Origin of the sequence: Flavicella marina, assembly GCF_009193215.1 — a bacterium.
Lineage (GTDB): Bacteria > Bacteroidota > Bacteroidia > Flavobacteriales > Flavobacteriaceae > Flavicella > Flavicella marina.
Genome location: NZ_VYVA01000002.1, coordinates 460380 through 481231 on the forward strand (window position 1 = coordinate 460380; position 20852 = coordinate 481231).

Genomic DNA, 20852 nt, shown 5'->3' on the forward strand with positions numbered 1-20852 from the left:
TAAAAATCAGTATCTTTAAAAGACAACTTTTTCTTTAACTAAAACTTATTGTCAATGGATACTACAAAAATCATCATCAATAATGCATCTAGAATTTTCATGGGAATTGTAATTTATTTTTTCGCCATGAAATTATTAGGATTAGAAAATATCACAGAATTACGACTATTCAACTTCCTGATAGTAATATGGGGTGTCAATACAGCCATCAAACAAAATATTGAATTCAACAAAAACAATTTGTACTTAAGCAATTTATCCATTGGATTCTCTACCGCTGTTTTTGCTGTTGTTGCAGTTGCTTTCTCATTGATATTTTATATAACATTTCTCAACTATGATTTATTACACATCATGGAAAATTCAAGAATTTGGGGAAATCATCTTACGTTGGAAAGAATGATATTTGCCATATTAATCGAAGGCTTAGCGTCTTCAGTAATATGCACTTTTATTGTTATGCAATACTGGAAAAAACATAAGGTCGATAGCCTAATTTCTTAATTAAATTAAAAAAAGGATTTCTCTAGGAAATCCTTTTTTTTAATGTGGTAATTTATCTTTAAATACACCATAGGTAAAAGTACCGAGTACAGCCCCTATAATCACAATTATAAAAACAGGAAAATTAGCTCCTAACAATACATATAAAGGACCCGGGCATGCCCCTGAAAGAGCCCAACCAAGTCCGAAAACTGTTCCACCCAACAAATACCTTAACACTCCAGGTTCTGCTATTTTTTGTTTTATAGATGCACCTGTAATCGATTTAAAGTCAATGCGTTTCATCCAAGCCATCATTACAATACCAATAGAAACAGCTGTTCCAATAATACCATACATATGAAAAGATTGAAAACGAAACATCTCTTGAATTCTATACCAAGAAATCGCTTCGGACTTTGTCATCACTACTCCAAATAATATGCCTATCAATAAATACTTACTAAATTTCATATCTTAAAAAATTAAAGGGAAAATAATATGAGTCATCAACAGCCCTCCTATAAAAAATCCAACAACTGCAATTAAAGACGGTATTTGTAAATTCGACAACCCACTGATTGCATGACCAGACGTACAACCATCCGCCCAACGAGTACCAAAACCAACCAAAAACCCACCTAGTAATAGTACTAAAAAGCCTTTTAATGTAAAAGCATTCTCCCAACTAAAAATTGATTTTGGAGCTAGATTCCCGTCAAATACAACACCCAATTCTTTTAAATCTAACACTGTACTCATCGCTAAATTTAATGGCTTACCGTTATCCAGATATGTTACAGCAATATAACCACCAATTATTCCTCCGAGCACAAAAATTAGATTCCATGTTTGATCTTTCCATCCACCAGCGAAGAATGGCACTTTTTTTCCTGCTCCTCCAATCGAACAAAGTGTTTTCAATGTAGATGAAACCCCAAATCGCTCACCTGACCACAGCAACAAAAACATCACTACTGCTATCATAAATCCAGAAAAGTACCAAGACCAAGGTGTACTTAAAAACTCAATAAATTCATTCATACTATTATTCTATAAAATGCAAACTTACATAATTATCAACAATAGCTTTTAAGTCGTAGCAACACTGCTATCCTTTCGGATGAAAAAATTATTTCGAAAAATCTAATACATTGAGTAATGCTTTATCATTAAGACTATAATGATTGAATTTACCTGCTTTATGCGAAGTAAGAATCCCATTTTCTTTCATTTTTATCAAATGATGAGACAACATTGATTGTTCAACAGACGCTTGAATACTGTTTTTTATTGCCGTAACAGTTAATGATTTTTCTTTCCCTAAACTTTCAATGATTTGCAAACGTACCGGGTGCGCAATTACCTTTAATATCTGGGCTGCTCTTCTTAATTCCTCAAAACGTTTGTTATCTGTTATCATATAAAAATTCAATTATTTTAAACAAATATATGAACATATGTTGTTATATTCAAATAATATTGTATATTTGCTTCAGATGCACTGATAATCAGTATATTTATACCCCGTGAAATGAAAAAGAAGCGTGCTTCAATAGGTAGATTAAGAATTACCCCTTGCCTCTATCATTAGAAAGCACCAAATAAAAAAGCCCTAATAGAATTTCTATTAGGGCTTTTACTTTATAAAAAGGTTTTGAATACGAGCGTTACCTCATACAAACTCTTTACATTTGCATTTTATTTCAAATAGGTCAAAATTATGTTATTAGACAATCGAATTAACGCTTTTATCCAATTGGGTGATTTTCTTAAACAATTCTCTCGAGATAAAATTTCTAAGCATGAAAACATACCGCATAATGAGTTGTTTTTTGATGTGTTTGAAATGCTTATTAACAGAGCACAAGAATCAAATGGCTGGTTTACCAAAGACAATGTTTTGTTTTCTATTGAAAGTTGGGCAAAAGCTTTGACGAAAGAGAATTTTGAAAAATGGCTAGGTTCTTACCAATTCGACACAAGTAAAGAAAAAACAATCGCTGTGATTATGGCAGGAAACATTCCGTTGGTTGGATTTCACGATTTCTTAAGCGTTTTGATCTCTGGACATAAGGTTAAAGCCAAATTATCATCGAATGACAAAAAATTTCTTCCGTTGATAGCCAAATATCTTGAATATGTACAGCCTGAATTCAAAGGTAAAATAGTCTTTACAGAGGAAAAACTAGAAAATTTTGATGCTGTTATCGCAACGGGTAGTGACAATACAGCACGCTATTTTGATTATTATTTCGGAAAACATCCACATATCATTAGAAAAAATAGAAATACTGTTGCAGTTTTATCAGGAGATGAATCTCATGAAACTCTTGAGAGAATGACAGATGATGTGTTCCGATATTTTGGTTTAGGATGTAGAAGTATTTCAAAAATATTTATTCCTAAAGGGTTTGATTTAGATAGAATTTTTAAAGCAGCTTTTAAACACAAAGACATTCTTCAATACGATCGATACGCAAATAATTACGATTACAACAAAGCGGTTTATTTGATGAGTCTGTTTGACATCAGAGAGAATGGTTTTTTAATGCTAAAAGAAGATGCAAGTTATGCTTCACCTATATCGTCATTATTTTATGAATATTATGAAGATTTAGAGGAAATACAAACCAGAATTGCAAATGATTCAGACAAAATACAATGTGTAACAAGTGATATTCAAGAACTTAATGCAATTCCACTCGGAGAAACCCAAAACCCTCAATTATGGGATTACGCAGACGGAGTTGATACCCTCCAATTTTTATTAACATTCTATTAAAAATTTTAATAAAATATCAATTGTCAAATGAATAAAATTGTCGAAATTTGCGATTCGTTTTACGAGAATCATTATAGAAATCAAACATCATGAAAAAACATAATTTTAGCGCAGGACCTTCAATCTTGCCTCAAGAAGTATTAAAAAAAGCTAGTGAAGCAGTTATTGACTTTAACGGATTAGGTTTATCGTTAATTGAAATTTCACACAGAAGTAAAGATTTCATCGCTGTAATGGACAAAGCTCAAGCTTTGGTTAAAGAATTATTAGAATTACCTGAAGGATATTCAGTATTGTTTGTTCAAGGTGGTGCGAGTACAGAATTTTTAATGGCTCCTTATAACTTATTACCTGAGGGTGGTAAAGCTGCTTATGTAGATACAGGTGCTTGGAGTAAAAAAGCAATCACAGAAGCTCAAAGGTTTGGAGAAACTGTTGTAGTAGCTTCTTCAAAAGATAAAGGATACAATTACATTCCTAAAGGATATGATGTACCTGCTGATGCAGATTACATTCACTTTACATCAAACAATACTATTTTCGGGACACAATTAAAAGATTTTCCTGGTGGAGATGTTTTAAAAGTTGTAGATATGAGTTCTGATATTTTCTCTAGAAAATTAGACTTCTCTCAATTTGACGTTGTTTATGCTGGTGCTCAAAAAAACATGGGACCTTCAGGAACTACTTTAGTAATTGTTAAAGATGCTATCTTTGGTAAATCAGGTAGAAATGTACCTGCAATGTTAGACTATGCTGTACATGCGAAAGCAGGTAGTATGTTCAATACGCCTCCTGTATTCCCTGTATATGTTTCTATGTTGACCTTAGAATGGTTAAAAGAAAAAGGTGGTGTTGAAGCTATCGAAAAATTAAACAATGAAAAAGCTGAATTGTTATACAACGAAATAGATAACAACCCTGCTTTTGTTGGATTTGCCGCTAAAGAAGACCGTTCAAACATGAATGTTACTTTTACATTAGCAGACGAATCTCAAAAAGAAAAATTTGATGCAATTGCTGCTGCAGCTGGAATCAGCGGAATCAACGGACACAGATCAGTTGGTGGATACAGAGCAAGTATTTACAATGCAATGCCAATCGAAAGTGTTCAGGTATTGGTGAACGCAATGCAAGAATTAAACAAATAACATTTAACAAGTGACTCCTTTGGGTGTCACTTTTTTTATTACTCATAAATACAAATAAAATGAAAGTATTAGCAAACGACGGATTAGCTCAAAGTGGAGTTACTGCTTTAGAAGCTGCTGGTTTTGAAGTAATTTTAACAACTGTTGCACAAGATCAATTAGAAAACTTCATCAATGAAGAAGGAATTGATGTAATTTTAGTACGTAGTGCAACTACCGTACGTCAAGAATTGATCGACGCTTGTCCTTCAATAAAAATCATCGGACGTGGTGGTGTTGGTATGGATAATATCGACGTACAGTACGCTAGAGATAAAGGTGTTCATGTAATTAACACTCCTGCTGCTTCTTCTCACTCTGTTGCAGAATTAGTATTTGCTCACTTATCTGGTATGGTTCGTTTCTTGAATGATGCGAATAGAAACATGCCTTTAGAAGGTGAAACAAACTTTAAAGGATTGAAAAAAGCCTATGCTGGTGGAGTTGAATTGAAAGGAAGAACTCTTGGAGTTCTAGGATTTGGTCGTATTGGTCAAGCTACTGCTGCTGTTGCATTGAGATTAGGAATGAAAGTTGTTGCTTTTGACCCATTCATGGAGTCTGCAACAATCACTCTTGATTTTGTTGACGGACAAAAAGTAGATATCAAAGTAGATACTGTTTCTAAAGAAGAAGTTTTAAAACAAGCTGATTTCTTAACGCTTCATGTACCTGCTCAAGATGAGTATGTAATCGGACAAAAAGAAATCGAAACTATGAAAGATGGAGCTTTCATCGTAAATGCTGCTCGTGGTGGTGTTATTGATGAAGTTGCTTTGATTGCTGCTTTAGATAGTGGAAAATTAAGTGGAGCTGCTTTAGATGTATTCGAAACAGAACCTAAGCCTGCTGTTCAAGTATTGATGAATTCAAAAGTTTCTTTAACACCTCATATTGGTGCTGCAACTGGAGAAGCTCAAGACAGAATTGGAGGAGAATTAGCAACTCAAATTATTGAATTGTTAAAATAATTCTCTCAAACATATTTAAAATAAGGCTGTCTTTATTGACAGCCTTATTTTTTTGTGACTTTAAGAAGCGAATTGCTTCTTAACTTTGTACTATAGTTAACACCTCATAATAGTATTACGTTACAAAATTTGTAACTTTGATATTACACAAAAAGAAGCCCCCTACTCTATGGTTTTAGATATTATCAACGCTAAAATAAACGACTTCAAACAACATATTCAAGATACTGCTGAATACAAATCTCTTTTTAAATGGGATGCTTTAAAACAATTTCAAGACAATTGGGATCTTAAAGCAGAAGATTTTAAAGAAATGTATGAAAATAGTTTTTCTAAAAATGTAGCTACGCGTCTTTGGGAAGGAGAAAATTTTTTCCCAAAACAAGCTATGTTGACCATGATAGACTATGATGAAGAGAAAGTTCGTGGAATGTTTAGAAATCTTTTAAATGAAGAAAAAGATTTGGAAGCCAGAATTGAATTCTTTGTATATGATTGTAATACCATTCGCAATCAAATATTAAAAACAAATCCAGAATTCAAACATCATTACCATGGTGATTATGCCATGATTTCTATCTATTTAGCATTTCACTATCCACAGAAATATTCGATTTATAAGTACAATGAATTCAAGCAATTTATGGAAGCTGTAAAAAGCAAATCGATTCCGACTGAAAAAGAAATCACACGTTTTTTTAAAGTCATGAAAACTATCAATGTCTTAATTTCTAAAGATGAAGAATTATTAGCTATTCATAAAAAAATAAGAGAAATCAATAATTCTTACAAAGAAGAAAGTTTGCTACTCGCACAAGATTTTTACCATTGTAGCATAAAACTAGCACAATAAAAAAAAGCGATCATAACGATCGCTTTTTTTATTTATTCTAACAAAAGTTGAATTTGAGCTTCAATAACTTTATTGTCTGTCTCTGCTTTATTTAAAGAAGTACCAAGTTTCATATCTGGCCTTTTGTGACCTATGTATGTTAGCCAAGCATCTTTCACAATCACTTGTTTCCGTTCAACTAGCTCCAAAACTTCAAAGCCATTTTTAAACGTATCAAAACAACTTTTATCACTGTTATCCAATCGCTGTAATTCTCCAAGAGCAATAAGTATTTGATTTGCAATCAACCAATGTCCCTCTTTATTCGGATGTACTCCATCAAGTGCAAATTTATAATAAGGGTTGTAAAATCGATTGTCAGCAATTTTTTGTTTCAAAGGAGTATGGATATCGATCACATTCCAATATTTAGTATACACATTACTCATCAGCCAGTCAGAATAAATATCCATAACATTGGCATAAGCCTCTCCTCCATCCTTATCGTAAATTGTGGGAGTAATATGTACCAACTCAATACCTTCTTTTTTCACCTTACTATCTAGCCAATTAATACCTTCTTTGTATTTCGAAAAAATCTTCTCGTCAAAAGGCAAATAAATACCATCATTTATGCCATAACAAGAAAAAATTAAATCTGGCTTGATCGCCTTTATCGTTTTTTTCAAACGATCTTGTAATTTAGGTCTTTCAAAACGACCATCAGCATGATTTTCTTCTGACAAACCAGAAACCGTTTCACTAGGCAATCCTAAATTGATAAACTCAATTTTTCTTTCAGGATATTTTAAAATAAAATATGCTTCTAAATAATTTACATAATGACCTGCATAGGTAATGCTATTTCCTAAAAAAAGGATTTTTTTAACATCTTTGGGTAAGTCATAGGTTTTCATTTGTCCATAAGAAATACAGACAAATAGTACTAGGGGTAGAAATACTATTTTTTTCATAATTAGTTAATATTTCCTCCTACAGGTAATCCACTTGGCACCTTTGAAGGAATTTCTTTATCAAATTTAATTGTGTTTAAAGTATTAAAGAAAGAAATAATTAACGACATATCCTTAGTTTTTATAGAAATATTTTTCACCAAAGAATCTAGCAATTGATTCGATATATTTGAATTTTCCGAATGTCCATTAGAAATATCTTCATAAAATTCAAGAACTTCTTCTAAGCTTTTAAACTTACCATTGTGCATATACGGTGCAGTATATCTTAAATTACGCAACGAAGGTGTTCTGAAAGCAAAGGTACTATCTACTCCGAAGTCAACATTCATTATTTTTTTATTTTCTGGTACACTCAATACATGCAGTTTATAATCAGACAACATCGGACCAGTATGGCAATTGACACATCCCACTTTTTTAAATAGCTCGAACCCCTCTTTTTCTCCTTCTGACATAGCAGCTTCATCCCCTCTCAAATACTGGTCAAATCTAGTGTTTGGAGTAATCAATGATCTTTCGAAACACGCGATGGCTTTTGCCATATTTTCTCTTGAAACTTTAGGACTGTTAGGAAATGCCTTTGAAAATTTCACCCGATATATTTCTATATTTTTTAGTCGCTTCACTACCTCTGCAACAATCTCTAACTCTGAAAAATTCTCACCACGCATTTCTTCTAAAGACTCAATCGGAGCCAATGCCTGTTCCTCAAGACCATTTTTCCGAACATCCCAAAACATTGGTGCATGCTCAGGCTTGTAACTATATGTATTCTGAATTCCATTATAACCTGTATTTAATATGGTTTGTGAATTTCGTTTTACCAACGGAACATGATTCTCACTTGCAAACTTTCGATTTCTACTCAAACCTACACCCCCAACACCTATTGACAAATCTATACCTTCAGCATATCCAAAATCAGGATGATGACAGCTTGCACAGGCCACATCTTTATCTCCTGATAGTATCGGGTCATAAAAAAGCAACCTTCCCAATGCTATTTTAGCAGGATTAGGTAAGTTATTCTTAGGGTGAACCACTTTCATGGGCAGTGGTTTATATGTTAAAATAGTACTACTCTTTTGCTTTCTCTCAGGTGATGTACACGAAATCAATAAAATAAACAAAATTATGAATAAAACACTATTTACTTTCATAACTTACACACCTGAAATAAATTGAACCGTCGGCATTTCTTCATTAGAAGTATTGATCTCGTCTTTTGTAAAATTCGTTTGCCACAGGTATACTCTTTTAAGTGATTCCATTTTTATTAAATATGGAATACACTTCTTCGAAACATTGGTTTTAAAAAGGTTCAGACTTTTTATTGCCATGTTTTTACTCAAGTATTCAATCGACTTATCTGAAATGTTATTATTTTGAACCGCTAATTTTTGAATATGCTCAAATTCAGCAAGGATTTGCACTGCTTCATCTGAAACAAAATTCTCCTCTAAACTCAACCAAAGAACGTTTGATTTGACCTCTGATAGCATTTTAATCTTTTTCAAAAGCAATTCTTCTGATGTTGCACTAGAAGGAGGTAGAACTACATCATATAAATTCGATTCAAAAACCAGTTCTCTAAAAACAAACCCTTCGTCTTTTAATTTCAGCATGAGCGTTTTATCAACCATTGCAACATTTGGCAATTTATCTCCAATACTTTTGGCATCAAGTCCCAGAAAAGAACTTGCAATTTCTATTTGCTTCTCAGAGCTTTCTACCTCCGAGATTTTTTTTGAGAAATCTGCACCTCCTTCATTTATCCAAAAAGCTACTATTTCTTTTTCTTCATCTGTCAACCCTGGTTTTCCTTCCGGAGGCATAAATTTTTTATCATGTGGATCGAGCAAAACCCTCTTATAAAGCTCTGAGGTTGCAGCATTTCCGGCAACAATGGTATTTCCATGCTTCCCTCCTGTAAATATTGAAATAGAATCTTTCAAAGAAAGCTCTCCTTTCAATTTTGATTCATTGTGACAGCTCAAACACTTTTCTTTTAATATTGGCTCTACTAAATGGCCATATAGCTGAGCCTCATTAACATCATTTACTGGCTGCAAGACAATTTTTACAGGTCTACCAATCGGTGCGTATTCTAATAGATATTCGCTTCCGTGTGTTAAATTTCCGCCTAAATGTCCAGTAACACTGATACAAATAACAACAAGTACACTCAGTAAAACATGGACATTTGATTGATTCATAAATCTTAGGTTTAAAATGTTTTGTTTTAAAACCCAAGCTACCAATGAAACAACTATCGTTGTCACTGCAAACCAGAAATGCTGATCTAACATCTCAACACTATACCCGCCACTTAATGAAAGCATATACCCCAAAACACTAGCTGCAATTGCCCCTAATGTACCAAGTAATAGAGCGAATGAAATTGCTTTATCAAATTCATTTATTTTTTTCCATCTCGCATAGATTTCCAAGATAAAAGCAAATAATAAAAAACCTATAGGTAAATGGACAAGTAAAGGGTGAAACCTCCCTAGAAAAATCACAAAATCTGGCACTTCAAACATTTTATATAAATTTTACTTGTTCTTAAATTCTCTCCAATTTTAATGGAGGTGTTTTATTAGCATTCCATTGACAGACATATATGTTTTTATCATTATCAATGCAAACATCGTGACCATGAGAAATTGGTCGCTCTTTTAGTTGATACGTTTTTTGCAGCGCTCCATCAACATATATAGGTGCGGTAGCTCCTGGATTAGAAACCACTTTGTCTCCTTCTAAAATCGTTACAAATCCTGTAGGTTCTTTCCAAGAAGTCCTTCCAACTTCGGGCTGAGACCAACAAACACCAGCATATAAATTATCGCCATCAAAGACGGGTCTACATACCTGCATATTAGGTAGATGTAAAGTTTTTACATACGTACCATCCAGTGTAAACCATTTAAAACTAGCTTGATTTCTAGAGGTTACAACCACCATAGGGTTCGATTTATCTCTGTAATCAATAGCAACCCCATGGGCACTTTCAATTCGGTAATTTTTATCTGTATTGTCACTACCTCCCCAATGTCTAATATACTTACCATTTGCATCGTATTGTAGCACTCTGCTCATTCCATATCCATCTGCTACATAAATATCTCCATTGGGCCCTACCGCAGTTTCCGTTGGACAAAAAGACTCTCCTGGTTTGTAAACGCCAATGGTAACTGGATGGCCAATATCAAAAACAACTCTTCCGTCAAGTGTTGTTTTACTAACACGTCCATTGTGTTTTATCCATTTACCGGATTTATCTAAATACCAGCCTGAATCTGCCAAAAACAAAAATTCATCACCCCCTTCATCTGAAATTGTCAATCCATGCCCCCCAGGGTACGCTGTTCCCCAAGTATCAATCACTTTTCCTGATTTATCGAATATGATAATATTATTGTCTGTATGGTCTCCAATCATTATAAGTCTACCCTTGCTATCCATTTGCATTTCATGACAGTTGAGCAACGGAGTGTGTATTGAACTCATCTGAGCCCAATCACGAATCAATTTGTATTGATAATCACCATGTCCTAGAATAATTTCTTTTTCTATTGGCTTTTTCATTATGTGAAAACCAAATGTCGGTGTTGCAGCCATAGCTATACCCGCCAAACTAGATTTTTTAATAAAATTTCTTCTCGAGTTATCCATGAATATTTTGTTTAGTTAGTTTTAAGTTAAAAGATCATTAACCACTTTCCCGTGTACATCTGTCAATCGGTACCTTCTTCCTTGGTGTTTAAAAGTCAATCGTTCGTGATCGATACCGAACAAATGCATTAAAGTAGCGTGAAAATCATGTACATGAACCGGATCTTTTACCACATTATAACTAAAATCATCAGTTTCTCCGTAGGTAAACCCAGGTTTGATTCCCGCTCCTGCCATGAACATAGTAAAAGCCTTTGGATGGTGATCACGACCATAATTATCTGAGGTTAATTGACCTTGAGAATAGACAGTTCTACCAAATTCACCACCCCAAATCAACAAGGTATCTTCAAACATACCACGTTGTTTCAAATCTTTTATCAATGCCGCATTTGCTTGATCTGTATTTTTTGATTGATTTTTTACTCCCCAAGGACAACCAATATGTTGATCCCATCCTTGGTGATACAATTGCACAAACTTGACCCCTTTTTCTAATAATTTTCTTGCCATCAAACAATTTGCGGCATAGGTACCCGGATCTCGGCTATCTTTCCCATATAGTTCAAAAATATGCTCTGGCTCATCAGATATATCGGTTACTTCTGGTACAGATGTCTGCATTTTAAATGCCATTTCATACTGAGCCATTCTTGCTTGTATCTCAGGATCTCCATACGAATCGTTTTGCAAATCATTCAAATGATTCAAATAATCCAACATATTTCGTCTGTCATTTCCATCGTAATTTTCAGGATCACTTAAGTAAAGTACCGGATCTTTACCACTTCTAAATTGAACTCCTTGATGCTCTGTCGGTAAAAATCCATTTCCCCAAAGACTTGCGTTCAAAGGTTGTCCTTTACCGTTTTTAGAAATTAAAGTAATAAATGTTGGTAAGTTCTCATTATCAGACCCCAAACCATAACTTAACCAAGAGCCTATCGCTGGTCTACCCGGCAATTGATGTCCGGTTTGCATAAATGTTATCGCAGGCGTATGGTTGATTTGATCGGTTTGCATAGATTTTACAAAACACAAATCATCAACAACTTCAGATAAATAAGGCATCACGTCACTTACCCATGCTCTTGACTCTCCATATTGTTTGAAATTAAAAGATGAAGGAGCTACAGGAAGCGTACTCTGACTTCCACTCATCCCGGTCAAACGCTGTCCTCCGATAACTGATTCTGGAAGTTCTTTACCGAACATATCAGACAATTTGGGTTTGTAATCAAACAAATCCAACTGTGATGGTCCTCCACTTTGAAACAAATAAATAATTCGTTTTGCTTTTGGTAAATGATGAGGGAGTCCGAGTCTATTCTTGTTGTAAACTTTTAACAAATCCTCATCTGATGTGCTTGCTTTTATATTTGCCCATAATTTTTCAGTACCTAATAAACTACCTAAAGCCATTGCACCTAAACCTAAAGACGTATTTTTCAAAAAATGTCTTCTATCAATTTGTCTTTCTATTTGTTGCAAATCTTTATTGTTAGATTTCAACTTATTATGTTCATGACTGTTACACATTGTTTCTTAAATTTTATGCTATTAACGTTTGGTAATACTGGCATCAGAATTCATTATCGTACTGGCCACAACAGCATTGGCAGCTACAAGTGCTTGATCATCTGAGTTATTGACTCTAAACTCACCTGTATTTAACCATCCCTTTGCTTTGCCTGGTTGTGCTTTAAATTTCTGATACTCTACTTCTTGTAATTTTGACAACACTTGCAATTCTTTGTTTGAAATAGTTCTTCCAGTTAACTTCCTAAAAGCCATTTTTATTCCATTTTCAATACTAGAAGCATCTGCTATCTGTTTTCCTAATACGCGCGAAGCCTCTACATAGGTTGGATCATTCAGTACTACCAATGCTTGCAATGGAGTATTCGTTTTTTGTCTTCTAGAGGTGCACAAATCTCTTGTTGGTGCGTCAAACGTTGCAATGGTTGGATTCGGTACGGTTCTTTTCCAAATTGTATACATACTTCTTCTATACAAACCTTCTAAACCATCTCTTACATAAGTACCTCCGTTCACTTTCCAGAGCCCTTCTGGTTGATAGGGCCTCACACTTTCACCACCTATTTTATCATCCAACAATCCAGAAGCAAACAAAGCATTGTCTCGTAACATTTCTCCAGACAACCTGCCTGATGGACCTCGTGCGAGTAGTTCATTTTTATCATCAATTTCTAACAATTTTTCAGTAACAACAGAGCTTTGCTGATAGGTGTTCGACAACATTATTGTTTTATGCAATTGTTTTACATCCCAACCTGATTCAATAAAAGTAACCGCCAACCAATCTAATAATTTTGGATGTGTTGGAATCTCACCTTGATTTCCAAAATCTTCTGAAGTATTTACTATTCCTCTACCGAAGATATTTTGCCAATATCTATTAACTGCCACACGTGCTGTTAACGGATTTTCCTTATCCACAATCCATTGTGCCAATCCAATTCTATTCTTTGGTAATTTCTCACTCATTGGAAATATACGTTCAGGAGCATTTGGATATACTTTTTCCTTATAAGAATCATATTGTCCCCTATCTAGAACATAGGCCTGACGAGGCACTGAACGTTCTTTCATTACCATAATTTGTTTTATGGGGTCGATACTATCTACCAAGACCAAACGATCTTTCTCTAATTGTTTCAGTACTTTTTTAAACGGTTTCGAAAGAACAGACAAATAATAGTTTTGCAACATTTCTTTTTGATACTCATTTAGGTCTGAAACCGGTGATTCAACTACTTTTCTTAACTCATTTTGATTAGCAATCTGAAGCACTTCTATTTCAGTCAACTCTTTGTCAAAAACCAATAAATCGTCTACAGTAGCCCCTTTTATTCCTTTTCCTCTCCACACAGCTCCCACACGCAATCCTGGTTCTATTTTAGGACTCTTTTCACCATACAATTGCAGTTCATGAAAGATGATGTCTTTATATAGATTGTCAAAATGTGTGATGGTTTGTAGTTTATTTCCATTCATGTAAATAGAGACACCATTCGCACTACTCGAACCATCGTAGGTCATGGTTAATTGCACCCATTTTTCTTTCGGAATTTCCTTTAAGGATTCAACAACAATTGCGTTATCGGGATATACATGTGCTAACAATACCTCAATTTTATTATCTTTTATTTTGAGGTGGTAACCTCTAAAACTATGCAATTCAGGGCTGTTCATTTTATGAAAAACAACTCCTGTTTCTAAATCCTTCGGAACAAAAACTTCAATCCCGATACTAAAGGGCTGATTTCTCTGATAAACACCTATATGATCAAGGTCTAACCATGTATCACCATCCAAATGCAAACCTTTTCCCGATTTACCTTTTTTTAACACGACTGGCTCATTATCAGCAAATTGCTGTCTCACACGAACATTATTGTTCCTGTTTCCTCCAATTCTATTTACCAGTTTCGAATTGTTAAAATCAAAATACGCCACCAAATCATTTGGTTTTTTATCAACCGAAATTAAATTATAGTTGCCTTTTGCAATCCATTTGTTTGCATTCTTTAACTCATTATCTTTAACAGAACCTAAATTGTTTTCAGTCTCTCCAACAATAGTTTCTAGATATGCAATAACTTCTTCTTGCTTTTTCGTTGGCAATAGCATCGCCGGCACTGGAGTAGCCTTATCCCAAGGAATAAGTCCCGTCTCATCAACATTATTGAAAAAGCTATACATTTCGTAATAATCTTTTTGAGAAATAGGATCGTATTTATGATCGTGACATTTTGCACAGGCATACGAAAGACCCAATATTCCTTGACTTACGGTGGCAGTTCTATCTGCTACATATTCAGAACGGAATTCCTCATCAATGATACCGCCTTCTATATTTTGTGGGTGTAAACGGTTAAAAGTAGTAGCAAGTTTTTGCTCTTTCGTAGCATTTTCAAACATATCTCCTGCCAATTGCCAAGTTAAAAACTGATCGTAAGGCATGTTATTGTTAAAAGCATCTATCACCCAGTCTCTCCAAGGAGATGTATCTCGATAAGGGTCTACACTGTAACCATGTGTGTCTGCATACCTAGCAACATCCATCCAGTCTAAAGCCATTCTTTCACCATAATGAGAGGAAGACAACAAACGATCCAGCTGTTTCTCAAAAGCATTTTCTGATTTGTCATTTAAAAAACTAATCAATTCTTCTTCAGTTGGTGGTAAACCTGTTAAATCAAAAGAAGCTCTTCTCAATAATATTTCTTTATCTGCTTTTCTGGAAGGTTCTAAATTGAGCCTTTCTAATTTGGCTACAACAAAATTATCTATAGGCGAAGCAACATTATTTTTGTTCTTAACTTCAGGAACACTCGGTTTCTCCGGAGCAACAAAAGCCCAATGGTCTTTATACTCCGCACCTTGATCAATCCATTTAATCAAAACGGCTTTTTCTTTTGCAGTTAATGACAAATGTGATTCGGGTGTTGGCATCACATAATCTTTATTGTTTGTCAATATTCTCTTTACCAATTCACTTTTTGATGGTGACTTTGGTACGATAGCGTATTTCCCTGGGCTTTCTGGTAATTCACCATAGGCAGTTTCTGCTTTGTGCAATTGCAATCCTGCATAGATTTTAGCATCATCAGGTCCATGACATAAAAAGCACTTATCCGACAGTATCGGTTTTACATCTATATTGTAATCTAATTTTGTTGTTATTGATTCGTACTCTTCTGCTACCGAATCTGGAAGATCAAGACCACAAGAAGTAACAAATACACAGAAAAATAATAAGAAAGGTAATTTATTGTTCATCATTGGTTCAAATAGTATGCTACAAAAATAAAACGCAATACAGCCGATTGAATAAAAAATATCTGACAAAAAAATAGACAAAACCGACTTTTTACTATATTTACACTAGACAAACAAGGATATTTATCAGTTTTCTGAATAAATTCTTATTTTTCAGAATACATGAAAAAAAAATTACAATCCCTTCAACTTACTTTATTAAATACCGCAAAAGTTTCGCTTGATAAAAAGTGGAATTACAAAAACGTGATCAGTCCTTTTTCTCGTTTATATTATATCACCGAGGGACATGCGAAGGTATTTCATAACGACAAAATTTATAATTTGCAACCAAATCACATGTACTTAATTCCTAGTTTCACCCCTAGTAATTATCAATGTGATTATTACCATGAACAGATATATATATCGTTTTTTGAAGAACTTGGTGAAGGTATGTCTATATATGACAGAAACAATTTTGTGTATGAAATGAAAGCCTCTGAATACGATTTGATTTTATTCGAGCAACTTTTAAAAATCAATCCACAAAGAGCTTTGGTAAATAGCAACCCACAGATACTAAAACACAGTTTATCCCCTTCTGATTTTGCCAAAGAGAACAACCAAATTTCAGATGCAGATTATATAGAAACGAAAGGGATTTTAAGTATTTTATTGTCAAGATTCATTCGATCAAAACAAATCGAAAACAAAAAAAACACCAATAAAAAATTCAACCATATATTAAGATATATCAATATTCATCTATCAGAAAATATTTCTGTAAAACACCTGGCCGATTATTGTAATTTAAATCCTGATTATTTTTCAAGAATCTTTAATGAAAAATTCGGCAAAAGACCCTTAAACTATGTCAATTCAATTAGAATAGAACGTGCCCAATTTCTATTACTATCTACGCAGCAAAGTTTGAAGGAAATATCAGAAACCACAGGATTTGAGTCCATTTCTTATTTTTCAAAAACCTTTAAAAAAATAACGGGTAGTACTCCAGCACAATTTAGAAGAAAAAACATCTAATAAGCATTCTCTAAAAACCAAATCCGTATCTCGTAATAGTCTATTAAAACCTTATATTTGTCAATTCATAATTTCTTCAAAATATAATGAGTATCAAAATCAATTTAGCAGAGATAAAAGCAACGCTACCAGATAACGTAACGTTAGTAGCTGTTTCTAAAACAAAACCTAATAAAGCCATAGAAGAGGCTTATGATGCTGGACAACGTGAATTTGGAGAAAACAGAGTGCAAGAACTAGTAGCAAAAGCCGAGAGTTTGCCAAAAGATATTGAATGGCATTTGATCGGACATCTACAAAAAAACAAAGTAAAGTACATCGCTCCTTTTGTTTCTTTGATTCATGGTGTTGACAGTATCGAAACTTTAAAAGAAATTAACAAACAAGGTAAAAAGAATAACCGTGTTATCAATTGTTTGTTACAAGCAAAAATTGCGACTGAAGAAAGTAAGTTTGGAATGTCATTTGGAGAAATTGAGCGTATTTTAAAAGGAGATGCTATTAAAACAATGCAGAATCTTAACATCGTTGGTTTGATGGGAATGGCTAGTTTTACAGATGTTCACGAACAAATAGTAGAAGAATTTAATTCTCTAAAAACTTTTTTTGATAGCACAAGATTGAGTACCTTGTCTATGGGAATGAGTGGTGACTATAAAATTGCTATCGAACAAGGAAGCACTATGGTACGAGTTGGAAGTGCCATTTTTGGTTCTAGACTATAACCTTGAACCTTATTAAGAAAAAATTAGATGTACGTAATAATAGATATTGAAACAACTGGAGGTAAGTTCAATGAAGAAGGCATTACCGAGGTTGCAATCTATAAGTTTGATGGGCACGAAATTGTTGACCAATTTATAAGTTTGGTCAACCCTGAGAGACCTATTCAACCATTCGTAGTAAACCTAACAGGTATTACTCCAAAGATGGTGAAAACTGCACCTAAATTTCATGAAATAGCCAAACGAATCGTGGAAATCACAGAAAACTGTGTTTTTATTGCTCATAACACCTCTTTTGACTATAGAATTATCAGAACAGAATTTAGCCGTCTAGGATATGATTATGTGCGGCAAACTTTATGCACTGTTGAACTAAGTAAACAATTAATTCCGGAGCAGCCTTCTTACAGTCTCGGTAAATTATGTAAGTCTCTTGGGATACCAATGAATGATAGACATAGAGCCAGCGGAGACGCATTGGCTACTGTAAAATTATTCAAATTGCTTTTAGACAAAGACATCAATAAAGAAATTATAAAAAGTACTGTTAAAAATTTAGTCGATAAGGAAGTTGTTTTGCCAAACAAAATTCTAGATCATATAGAGCAAACTCCACAAAAAACAGGATTGTTTTATATCCACGACCAAGAAGGTTCTATTTTATATGTTGGAAGAGGAAAAAATATACAAAAGGGGTTAAATCAACTTTTCTTAAAAACATCTAAAAAAATCAGAACATTACTCGGCAAAACACACTCAATTTCGTTCGAAGAAACAGGAAATGATCTAATCGCTGAATTAAAATTTATTGAAAGTATTGGGGTACATAAACCAAAATACAATTCATTCAGAAGAAAAAATATCCCGACAGTTGTATTCAATAACGACAATATGTTATTGGTAAATAAAGGTAGACATGCAAACGAAAAATCGGTAATATTAATTGAAGACAATCAAATAAAAGGATCTGCATTTATCGATTTAGCACATCAAATTGAACATCTTGAAATTGTTAAAACTATGATCAGTCCTCTTTTAGACAATCTAAAAACACGTCATATTACAAAGCGTTATTTAGAAAAAGGAAAAATTGAAAAAATAGTACGATATTAATTATTTGCAATGATAAAACCTGGGCATTCTAAGTGGAAATCTAAACTTCATGAAATTATTTATGAAGCCGATACTCCTGCCGGAAAATTATTTGATGTTTTATTGCTGATAACTATTTTAGCTAGTATCCTTTTGGTGATGCTCGAAAGTGTTCCTTCCATTAATAATAAATACTATCACTTTTTTAATATTTCAGAGTGGGTTATCACCATCTTATTTAGTATCGAGTACATTTTAAGAATTGTATCGATTAAAAAACCCAAACATTATATTCTAAGTTATTACGGATTGATTGACTTGCTTTCAACGATTCCAAAATACTTATCATTAATATTTGGTGGTGCACACGCATTAGTGGTACTTCGAGCATTGAGACTTTTGAGAATTTTCCGTGTTTTAAAAATCACGAGGTATTTAGGTGAATCTAACAAATTGCTTTTTGCACTGAAAGCTAGCAAACCAAAAATTACAGTATTCGTTTTCGCTGTAGTCATTTTATGTTTAATTTTAGGTAGTATCATGTACATCGTTGAAGCTGATGCAGATAGCGGTTTTATTAGCATTCCTAGAAGTGTTTATTGGACTATCGTTACGCTTACAACAGTTGGTTACGGAGATATAGCTCCTGTTACAACAATCGGACAAATAATTGCATCGATAGTCATGATATTAGGGTATGGAATCATTGCTGTGCCAACGGGCATAGTTTCTGCTGAATATACCGCCCAGTTCAAAAAAACTCCAACCAATACAAGAACTTGTGAATCATGTGGTACCGAAAAACATAATGACGACGCAAAGTTCTGCCACAATTGTGGTGATAAATTTTAACGCATGAAATCAAAGTTTTTAGTAACAGTGGTTGGCCCTACAGCCATCGGAAAAACATCTTTAAGCCTTAAATTGGCTCAAAAATATAATGCTCCAATTATCTCATGTGATTCGAGACAGTTTTACAAAGAAACAAGAATAGGAACTGCGGTACCTACTGAAGAAGAACAAGCACAGGCAACTCATTATTTCATTCAAAATCGCTCAATATTTGAAGACTACAACGTTGGGCAGTTTGAAAAAGATGCCTTGGAAAAGCTGGATGAATTATTTCTACAATTCGATGTCGTAATCATGGTTGGAGGTAGTGGTCTATATGTAGATGCCGTTGTTAACGGATTGGATTATTTCCCTAAGATTGATGCTAGTATTCGAGTGCAACTCAACTCAGACCTTGAAGAAAAAGGTCTCCCCTACTTACAACGAAAATTACAAGAATTAGACTCTGAAACATTTGATACTATTGCTATCGACAATCCACATAGAGTAATTCGGGCATTAGAAGTCTGCATAGGATCTGGAAAGACGTATGCCTCTTTTAAAAACAAACCCAAAACTCCAAGAAAGTTCAAAACGATAAAAGTAGGAATCAAAGCAGATCGTGAAATCATCTACAATCGAATCAATCAACGTGTAGATCAAATGATTGAGGAAGGACTGTTAGACGAAGCCAAAACTGTTTATCCACATAAATCGTTAAACGCTCTGCAAACCGTAGGTTATAGAGAATTATTCGAATATTTTGATGGAAATTGTACATTAGAGTTCGCCATTTCAGAAATAAAGAAGAATACAAGACGATTTGCTAAAAGACAAATTACATGGTTTAAAAAAGACCCCAATACAATTTGGTTTGATTACCAAATGAATAAAGAGCAATTATTCGAAGCAATAGAAAAACAACTAAAATAACATCAAAATGGCAACACTACCAAATATCATTGAAAGTCGAAAAAAAATAAGATTTCAAGACTGTGACCCTTTCAATCACTTAAACAATGGTAGATATGTTGATTATTTTATCAATGCTAGAGAAGATCAAGTTTTTCAAAACTATGGCGTAGATTTATTTAAAGTAATTAAAGAAGAAGGTATTGGTTGGGTAGTTGCTAATAATCAAGTTGCCTATTTGAAGCCTGTTTTCACTATGGAAACAGTGGTAATTCAATCGCAACTAATTCAATATTCATCAAAACATTTACAAGTTGAAATGCGCATGTTTAACGAAGAAAAATCAGTCTTAAAATCGATTGCTTGGTTTACTTTTGTTCCGTTCAATTTGCGAAAAAACAAAGTAGAAATTCATCAAGAAAAATACGCCAAAATATTTTCAGAGGTACTACTTGAAGTACCACAAAAAACATTTGAAGAACGTGAATATTTCTTTCGTACAGCTGCTAGAAAAAAATCTTAAGGTCCCAAATAATTATCATGTCTACTG

At 33.8% G+C, this 20852-nt stretch carries 20 protein-coding genes; 11 read left to right on the plus strand and 9 right to left on the minus strand.

Features of this window, described 5'->3' with window-relative positions:
- The first annotated feature begins 54 nt into the window (after positions 1 to 54).
- Positions 55 to 504: a hypothetical protein gene (locus tag F6P99_RS06880; RefSeq protein ID WP_152286720.1), complete on the plus strand. Its 450-nt coding sequence runs from the start codon at positions 55 to 57 to the stop codon at positions 502 to 504.
- Between the two features lie 39 nt (positions 505 to 543).
- Here F6P99_RS06880 and F6P99_RS06885 read toward each other — a convergent pair whose 3' ends face one another.
- The 3 genes from F6P99_RS06885 to F6P99_RS06895 all read right to left on the minus strand — a co-directional run bounded on the left by F6P99_RS06885 (position 544) and on the right by F6P99_RS06895 (position 1906).
- Entirely contained in the window at positions 544 to 957 is a 414-nt protein-coding gene (locus F6P99_RS06885; RefSeq protein ID WP_152286721.1) for a DUF6691 family protein, read from the minus strand.
- Positions 958 to 960: 3 nt separating this feature from the next.
- Positions 961 to 1527 carry a YeeE/YedE family protein gene (locus F6P99_RS06890; protein WP_152286722.1) on the minus strand — a complete coding sequence of 189 codons (567 nt, stop codon included), beginning with the start codon at positions 1525 to 1527 and terminating at the stop codon, positions 961 to 963.
- 88 nt (positions 1528 to 1615) lie between these two features.
- The gene (locus F6P99_RS06895; RefSeq protein ID WP_152286723.1) at positions 1616 to 1906 is read right to left on the minus strand and encodes an ArsR/SmtB family transcription factor; all 291 of its coding nucleotides are present in this window, start codon (positions 1904 to 1906) and stop codon (positions 1616 to 1618) included.
- A 300-nt stretch (positions 1907 to 2206) separates the two neighbouring features.
- On the opposite strand from F6P99_RS06895, the gene F6P99_RS06900 reads away from it, so the two are divergent.
- From F6P99_RS06900 to F6P99_RS06915, 4 genes are all read left to right on the plus strand, one after another.
- Positions 2207 to 3268 carry an aldehyde dehydrogenase family protein gene (locus tag F6P99_RS06900; RefSeq protein ID WP_152286724.1) on the plus strand — a complete coding sequence of 354 codons (1062 nt, stop codon included), beginning with the start codon at positions 2207 to 2209 and terminating at the stop codon, positions 3266 to 3268.
- A gap of 89 nt (positions 3269 to 3357) precedes the next feature.
- Positions 3358 to 4419 carry a 3-phosphoserine/phosphohydroxythreonine transaminase gene (gene serC / locus F6P99_RS06905; RefSeq protein WP_152286725.1) on the plus strand — a complete coding sequence of 354 codons (1062 nt, stop codon included), beginning with the start codon at positions 3358 to 3360 and terminating at the stop codon, positions 4417 to 4419.
- Positions 4420 to 4478: 59 nt separating this feature from the next.
- Positions 4479 to 5429, plus strand: coding sequence for a D-2-hydroxyacid dehydrogenase (locus tag F6P99_RS06910; protein ID WP_152286726.1), 951 nt, complete (start codon positions 4479 to 4481; stop codon positions 5427 to 5429).
- A 169-nt stretch (positions 5430 to 5598) separates the two neighbouring features.
- Complete coding sequence (locus F6P99_RS06915) at positions 5599 to 6282, plus strand: hypothetical protein (RefSeq protein WP_152286727.1); 684 nt, start codon at positions 5599 to 5601, stop codon at positions 6280 to 6282.
- A 32-nt stretch (positions 6283 to 6314) separates the two neighbouring features.
- Here the strand turns inward: F6P99_RS06915 and F6P99_RS06920 are convergent, their stop codons facing one another.
- The 6 genes from F6P99_RS06920 to F6P99_RS06945 all read right to left on the minus strand — a co-directional run bounded on the left by F6P99_RS06920 (position 6315) and on the right by F6P99_RS06945 (position 15722).
- Positions 6315 to 7235 (minus strand): SGNH/GDSL hydrolase family protein, encoded by a 921-nt coding sequence (locus F6P99_RS06920; RefSeq protein WP_226913034.1) that lies wholly within the window; start codon positions 7233 to 7235, stop codon positions 6315 to 6317.
- A gap of 2 nt (positions 7236 to 7237) precedes the next feature.
- On the minus strand, positions 7238 to 8287 hold the full coding sequence (locus tag F6P99_RS06925) for a cytochrome-c peroxidase (RefSeq protein WP_226913035.1): 1050 nt from the start codon (positions 8285 to 8287) through the stop codon (positions 7238 to 7240).
- A gap of 114 nt (positions 8288 to 8401) precedes the next feature.
- Positions 8402 to 9781: a DUF2231 domain-containing protein gene (locus F6P99_RS06930; protein WP_152286729.1), complete on the minus strand. Its 1380-nt coding sequence runs from the start codon at positions 9779 to 9781 to the stop codon at positions 8402 to 8404.
- Between the two features lie 22 nt (positions 9782 to 9803).
- Positions 9804 to 10913 (minus strand): twin-arginine translocation signal domain-containing protein, encoded by a 1110-nt coding sequence (locus F6P99_RS06935; RefSeq protein WP_152286730.1) that lies wholly within the window; start codon positions 10911 to 10913, stop codon positions 9804 to 9806.
- Positions 10914 to 10934: 21 nt separating this feature from the next.
- Entirely contained in the window at positions 10935 to 12452 is a 1518-nt protein-coding gene (locus F6P99_RS06940; RefSeq protein ID WP_152286731.1) for a DUF1501 domain-containing protein, read from the minus strand.
- 21 nt (positions 12453 to 12473) lie between these two features.
- Positions 12474 to 15722, minus strand: a complete 3249-nt coding sequence (locus F6P99_RS06945) for a DUF1553 domain-containing protein (protein ID WP_152286732.1) — start codon at positions 15720 to 15722, stop codon at positions 12474 to 12476.
- A 159-nt stretch (positions 15723 to 15881) separates the two neighbouring features.
- Between F6P99_RS06945 and F6P99_RS06950 the strand changes: the two genes are divergently transcribed.
- The 6 genes from F6P99_RS06950 to F6P99_RS06975 all read left to right on the plus strand — a co-directional run bounded on the left by F6P99_RS06950 (position 15882) and on the right by F6P99_RS06975 (position 20825).
- Complete coding sequence (locus F6P99_RS06950) at positions 15882 to 16742, plus strand: helix-turn-helix domain-containing protein (protein WP_152286733.1); 861 nt, start codon at positions 15882 to 15884, stop codon at positions 16740 to 16742.
- An 86-nt stretch (positions 16743 to 16828) separates the two neighbouring features.
- Positions 16829 to 17467: a YggS family pyridoxal phosphate-dependent enzyme gene (locus F6P99_RS06955; protein WP_152286734.1), complete on the plus strand. Its 639-nt coding sequence runs from the start codon at positions 16829 to 16831 to the stop codon at positions 17465 to 17467.
- A 27-nt stretch (positions 17468 to 17494) separates the two neighbouring features.
- Positions 17495 to 18580, plus strand: a complete 1086-nt coding sequence (locus F6P99_RS06960) for an exonuclease domain-containing protein (RefSeq protein WP_152286735.1) — start codon at positions 17495 to 17497, stop codon at positions 18578 to 18580.
- Positions 18581 to 18589: 9 nt separating this feature from the next.
- Positions 18590 to 19411 carry an ion transporter gene (locus F6P99_RS06965; protein WP_152286736.1) on the plus strand — a complete coding sequence of 274 codons (822 nt, stop codon included), beginning with the start codon at positions 18590 to 18592 and terminating at the stop codon, positions 19409 to 19411.
- 3 nt (positions 19412 to 19414) lie between these two features.
- A complete protein-coding gene (gene miaA / locus F6P99_RS06970) occupies positions 19415 to 20323 on the plus strand; it encodes a tRNA (adenosine(37)-N6)-dimethylallyltransferase MiaA (protein ID WP_152286737.1) in 909 nt (302 codons plus the stop codon).
- A 7-nt stretch (positions 20324 to 20330) separates the two neighbouring features.
- On the plus strand, positions 20331 to 20825 hold the full coding sequence (locus F6P99_RS06975; protein WP_152286738.1) for an acyl-CoA thioesterase: 495 nt from the start codon (positions 20331 to 20333) through the stop codon (positions 20823 to 20825).
- Positions 20826 to 20852: the final 27 nt, after the last annotated feature.